4 protein-coding genes are annotated in these 5,238 nt (G+C 72.1%); 2 read left to right on the top strand and 2 right to left on the bottom strand.

Annotation, left to right across the window (positions count from 1 at the left end; genetic code table 11):
- On the bottom strand, positions 1 to 2,132 hold a 2,132-nt coding region (locus tag VED21_RS22880; RefSeq protein ID WP_324886378.1), incomplete at its 3' end, for an SLBB domain-containing protein.
- A 600-nt stretch (positions 2,133 to 2,732) separates the two neighbouring features.
- Between VED21_RS22880 and VED21_RS22875 the strand changes: the two genes are divergently transcribed.
- Positions 2,733 to 3,347: a putative metalloprotease CJM1_0395 family protein gene (locus VED21_RS22875; protein WP_324886376.1), complete on the top strand. Its 615-nt coding sequence runs from the start codon at positions 2,733 to 2,735 to the stop codon at positions 3,345 to 3,347.
- A 291-nt stretch (positions 3,348 to 3,638) separates the two neighbouring features.
- On the opposite strand, the gene aguB is transcribed toward VED21_RS22875, so the two are convergent.
- Entirely contained in the window at positions 3,639 to 4,520 is an 882-nt protein-coding gene (gene aguB, locus VED21_RS22870; RefSeq protein ID WP_324886374.1) for an N-carbamoylputrescine amidase, read from the bottom strand.
- Positions 4,521 to 4,947: 427 nt separating this feature from the next.
- On the opposite strand from aguB, the gene VED21_RS22865 reads away from it, so the two are divergent.
- Positions 4,948 to 5,238: MarR family winged helix-turn-helix transcriptional regulator (locus tag VED21_RS22865; RefSeq protein WP_414638279.1), on the top strand; the 291-nt coding region annotated here is incomplete at its 3' end.

Here is a 5,238-nt window from a genome sequence, read left to right as displayed (position 1 = left end):
CTGCCGGCGTCGGCGGCGTTGGCGAGGCCGCCGGCGGCGGCCAGCAGCGCGTCCACGGTCGCCGCCTCGGCCACCGGGTAGGCGCCGGGCTGGCGCACGGCGCCGCGCACCTGCACCGTCCGCTCGATCAACAGGGCGGCGATGGCGGGGTCGAGCGGTTCGGCGTCAGCGGCGGCGGGGCCGCGCGGGGCCGGGTTCGCCGGGGCCGGGTTGGATGGTGCCACCGGATCACGCGGGTCGCCGGTGGCGGGGGCCACGGCGGCGCGCACGCGGGCGGCGTCGAACAGGTGGATGCGGTCGCCGTCCACCAGCAGCCGGTCGGCGCGCCCGGCCGCCACCTCCTGCGGGGAGAAGGGGATCAGCGTGCGGGTCAGCGTCCGCTTGTCGTGCCGCTCGACCACGCCCAGCAGCGGGTAGACGCCGGGGCGCAGCGCCTCGCCGTCGGCTAGGACGTGGCGCAGCGTGCCGCCGCCGTCCAGCGGGCGCACGCCGGGATGGCGGACGTGGCCGGTCAGCTCGATGCGCGGCTCCACCGACTCCACGATGTCGCCGCGCCCGGCGAGGGTCGAACGGCCGCCGGGCTTGGCGCCGTCCACCACGGCCGGGGTGCCGAAGGCGCCGCCGGCCGCGCGGGCCAGCCCGCCCACCGCCGCCTTGCCGGCGGTGGGGTAGAAGCCGGGGCGCGGCACGCCGGAGCGCATCAGGGCGGAGTGGGCAATGGCGAAGGTCAGCAGGTCCGGCACCGCCTCGAACAGGGGCGGGCAGGGCGCGGTGCCGCCGGTCATCTTCGCCGCCGCCTGCGCCTGCGGCCCGCGGGCGAGCGCGCCGTCGGGCTCCGCCGACAGGGCGCGTGCCAGCACCACGAGGCCCTGGCAGGAGCCCGGCGGCGGTGTGCGGGCGCCGCGCAGCAGGGCCAGCACCGACTCCGACGTCAGGAACTCCACGTCGCGGGCGCCGAGCACGTAGAGCGTGTCGCCGTCGGCCAGCGCGCGGTCGTCGCGCCCGGCGAGCACGGCGCCCAGGTCGACCGGGCGCAGCACGCGGGCGCGCGTCTGCGGGTCGGCGCCGGCCAGGGCGGCGAAGGGCAGGTAGGGCTCCGGCCCCAGGTCGCTGCGGGCGACGAGGGCGCGCAGGGTCGGCGTGTCGGGCAGGGCGCGCGGGCCGGGGCGCAGCACGTGGCCGTCCAGGCGGGCCACGCCGCGCCGGTCCTCGCTGCGCGGGGCCAGCAGCAGCAGGTCGCCGTCGCCGAACAGCGGGGCGTGGGCGTCCTTCACCTCCTCCGCCGTTTCCGAGCCGTCGCGGCCGATGGCGAGGCGCAGCGCGCGGTGCGCGCCGGGGCGCAGCAGGCCGCCGGCCAGTTCGCTCAGCTCCTCCAGCGACAGGCGGGGGCGATCGGGGGCCAGCTCGAAGATGGCCGGGCGCTTCAGCGGACCGGCCGCCGCCACGGTGGCGCCGAGCGGCGGCACCACGAGGCGGTCGCCGTCGCGCAGCGGCTCCTCCGCGCCGGTGCCGCCGAGCTGCAGGGCGTAGAGGTCGACGGTGCGCGCCGTCCCGCCGGGGGACACGAGGCGGATGCGGCGCAGCGAGCCGGCCCGCGTCACCCCGCCGGCGGCGTACAGCCCGTCCAGCACGGTGGCGAAGGCGGTCAGCTCGTGCGGGCCAGGGCGGGCGACGGCGCCGACCACGGTGACGGAGATGCGCCGCACCTCGGCCAGGGAGACGAACACCTCCACGTTCATGTGGGTGTCGGCCATGGCGGCGGAGAGTTCGGCCCGCAGCTCCTCCAGCGTGCGGCCGGCGGCGACCAGGGGGCGGAGCGCGTCAAGCAGGAGGCGCCCCTCGCCGTCGATGCGGTGGCGCTTGCTGGACACCTGCTGGCCGCGCAGCGTGATCAGCAGCTCGTCGCCGGCACCCAGCCGGTAGTCGCCGCGCACGGCGCCGAGCGGCGGCGGCCCGGCCGGCACGGCTCCGGGAAACAGGTCGTAGCCGAACTGTTCCAGCGGCATGTCGGCGCGGGTGGAGAAGGCGGCCTCGACAGGCGATGGCAGGCGGTCGGGTCCGGCCGCGCCTGCGGCGGCCGGTACGGCGAGAGCCCACAGGACGAGCGCCGCCACCGGCGCCGACCGGGCCATCCATCTGCACGCAGCAGCAAACATCCGATGTCAAAAGTTCCGCCGTCCGCCACCGGACGGACGCGGGTGGCTCGCTGAGAATACAATAGAGTGTAATGAACGCGAATGCAACCACCGTAAGGCGGCGTCCGGCCCGTATGGCCGGCCGAATGCAACACAATGCAACAGGATGCAACACTTTCGAGGGTGTGTTGCATTCGACCATACCCGTGATTTTCGGCCGGCCGCAGGTCCAAACGGGCGTGTGCCGGGGCCGGACCCGGAGCGCATGACGGAAGGATGGCCGCATATCAGGGACAGAGTGCCATTCATTAGGAATTTTGTCCATGGCCTGGGCCGCGTTGCAGGGCGATCACTTGAAAGCCCCTCCCCCTTGGCGGGGAAGGGGTTGGGGAGAGGGGGATTACGGCTCGGAGAGCCGGACGATGATTCTTTTCCGCCCTCCGGGCGTAACGACCCCTCTCCCCAACCCCTCTCCCGCAAGGGGAGAGGGGCTAAACAGCAACCCCAGGCCCTTCAAGCGATTGCCCTGGCCGCGTTGCCGAGTCGTGGCGCTGGTGGTAAGCTTGGGCTGTGGTGGAGCGCGCCTTGGGGGGCGTGATGGGCGTTTCGGGCATTTCGGCCGGGATGATCTTCCCCCTGGCGCAGCGTGCGGCGGGGCGCCGGACGGGCGCGCCCGCGAACGGCCCGGCGGGTGCCGAGGGCGATGCGGCCCAAACGTCGGAAGCCCAATCGCCGCAAAACCAGACACCGGAGACGCAGCAGCAGGTCAGCGAGTTGCGTCAGGCCGACTCGTCGGTCCGGCAGCACGAGGCGGCGCACCAGTCGGCCGGCGGCGCCTATGCCGGCGGCGCGTCGTTCCAGACGGTGCAGGGGCCGGACGGCCGCAGCTATGCCGTTGGCGGCGAAGTGCCCATCGACATCAGCCCGGAGCGCGATCCCACCGCCACCATCCGCAAGATGGAGACGGTCAAGCGCGCCGCCCTGGCGCCCTCCGACCCGTCGCCGCAGGACATGCGCGTCGCCGCCCAGGCCGACGCGCAGAAGGCGCAGGCGCAGCAGGAGTTGCGCCGGGAACAGGAGCAAGGTGGCGAGGGCGGCGGTCCGGAGGGGGCCGCGGCGAACCCCGCGCTGGCTGCGCGCGGGGCAGCCGCCTACGGCGCCGCGTCGTCGATCGGCGCGAACCGGTCGACGGGTGTGGGGCTCGTGCTGTAGCGGTCGTGCTGCAACGGTGTTGCGTTGGGTTTTCGGCTTGGGCCTCAACCCAACCTACGGAAACTGGGGTGCCGCCTCCTAGCCCCTCCCTCGCCCCCGGCGGGGGAGGGAGGGACCCATGCGCAGCATGGGAGGGTGGGGGCAAGGTCTTTCGGGATGGCGGAGGTTCGGGTTCAAAGGCGTCTGTCGTCCCGTAGCGCCTAGCCCCCACCCTCCCGCCTTCGGCGGGCCCCTCCCTCCCCCGGCGGGGCCAGGGGAGGGGCTGAAGCCGTATGTTTCTTTCTGTTAAGCCTACCGCCGTACCGGCGTTTCGCCGTCCAGCGTCAGCAGGGGGCCGTAGAGGTCCGGGCGGCGGTCGCGGAAGACGCCCCAGGAGGCGCGCTGCAGGGCCAGCCGGTCGAGGTCGAAGGCGGCGGTCAGCACCGCCCGGCTTTCGCGGTCGGCCTGGGCCACGATCTCACCCTGCGGACCGGCGATGAAGGACGACCCGTAGAAGGTGATGCTGCAGGTGTCCGCCTCCTCCCGCCCGACGCGGTTGGAGGCGACCAGCGGCATCAGGTTGGCGCCGGCGTGGCCCTGCATCACCCGCGTCCAGTGGTCGCGGCTGTCGAGCGACGCGTCCTGCGGCTCCGACCCGATGGCGGTGGGATAGAACAGGATCTCCGCCCCCTTCAGCGCCATGGCGCGCGCCGTCTCCGGAAACCACTGGTCCCAGCAGATGGCGGCGCCGATGGCGGCGTACCGGGTGCGGTAGACCTGGAAGCCGGTGTCGCCGGGGCTGAAGTAAAACTTCTCCTGGTAGCCGGGGCCGTCGGGGATGTGCGACTTGCGGTACACGCCCAGCAGCCGGCCGTCGGCGTCGATGACCGCCAGCGAATTGTAGAAGGCGGTGTTGGCGCGTTCGAAGAAGCTGACCGGCAGGACGACGCCCAGTTCGGCCGCAAGCTCGCTCATGCGCGCCAGAACGGGATGTTCGGCGACGGGGGCGGCCAGGGCGAACAGCTCCTGCTTCTGGTCCTTGCAGAAGTAGGGCGTCTCGAACAGCTCCTGCGGCAGGATGATCTGCGCGCCGCGGCCGGCGGCCTCGCGGACGAGGCCCACCACATTCTCGACATTGGCGGCGCGGTCCCAGGTGCAGGCGGTCTGGGTGGCGGCGACGGTGACGGTCCTCATCGCTGGGTCGGGTCCTTCGTACGGCTGGGTGGGGGCTGGGTTGGTTCGTATTCAGACAGTTTTAGGGAAATATGCGACGGTTTTTCGTTTAACCCCAATAAAAGAAAGAAAATCCTCTGGTATGACCGGTCTAACTCCGAAACCGCATACCAGCATATGAGGTCTCGTGGATGGCCGCACACGTGGTGACGGTGATGCCGTCATAAAAGGAGTGCAGGGCCGCCATGCGTTTGTTTGGTCTGTCAACCAAGTGCGGTGCGGTGGTGGGGCATATCCTTGCATGCAGGCTCGTTAGGTACACGCATTTCCTTTGCGCTTTTTGCGCGAATATATATGATCGGTACTCACCTGCGTCCCTGCGCCCGCCTTCCCGCCGGAAGGCCCGGTCGGCGCAGCGGGGCGCGGCGGCTGCTGAGAGATTGTCTGAATGCACGGTCTCATCAAGACCAACGGGAAAGAACGCGTGGCGACGCCCATCAACGACGGATCCACGGCGCGGGTGCCCGATGGCGGGCTGTCCCTTCTGGTGCGCGACGTGCACCGCTCGTTCTCGCGGGCGCTGCAGACGCGCATCGCGTCGCACGGGGTCAGCATGGGCCAGTGGTTCTTCCTGCGCGCCCTGTGGGCGGAGGACGGGCTGACCCAGCGCGAGTTGAGCCAGCGCGTGGGCATGATGGAGCCGACGACCGTCACCGCGCTGAACGGCATGGAGCGGCAC

The sequence above is a fragment of the Azospirillum sp. genome (genome assembly GCF_035627195.1).
Classification (GTDB): Bacteria; Pseudomonadota; Alphaproteobacteria; order Azospirillales; family Azospirillaceae; genus Azospirillum.
This window is presented reverse-complemented; position numbering and strand designations above follow the sequence as displayed.

What these genes read in the sequence shown, in the direction of transcription:
- VED21_RS22875 (WP_324886376.1), top strand. Translation starts at nt 2,733, where the DNA reads ATGGGCGTTTCGGGCATTTCGGCCGGGATGATCTTCCCCCTGGCGCAG.
- aguB (WP_324886374.1), bottom strand. Translation starts at nt 4,520, where the DNA reads ATGAGGACCGTCACCGTCGCCGCCACCCAGACCGCCTGCACCTGGGAC.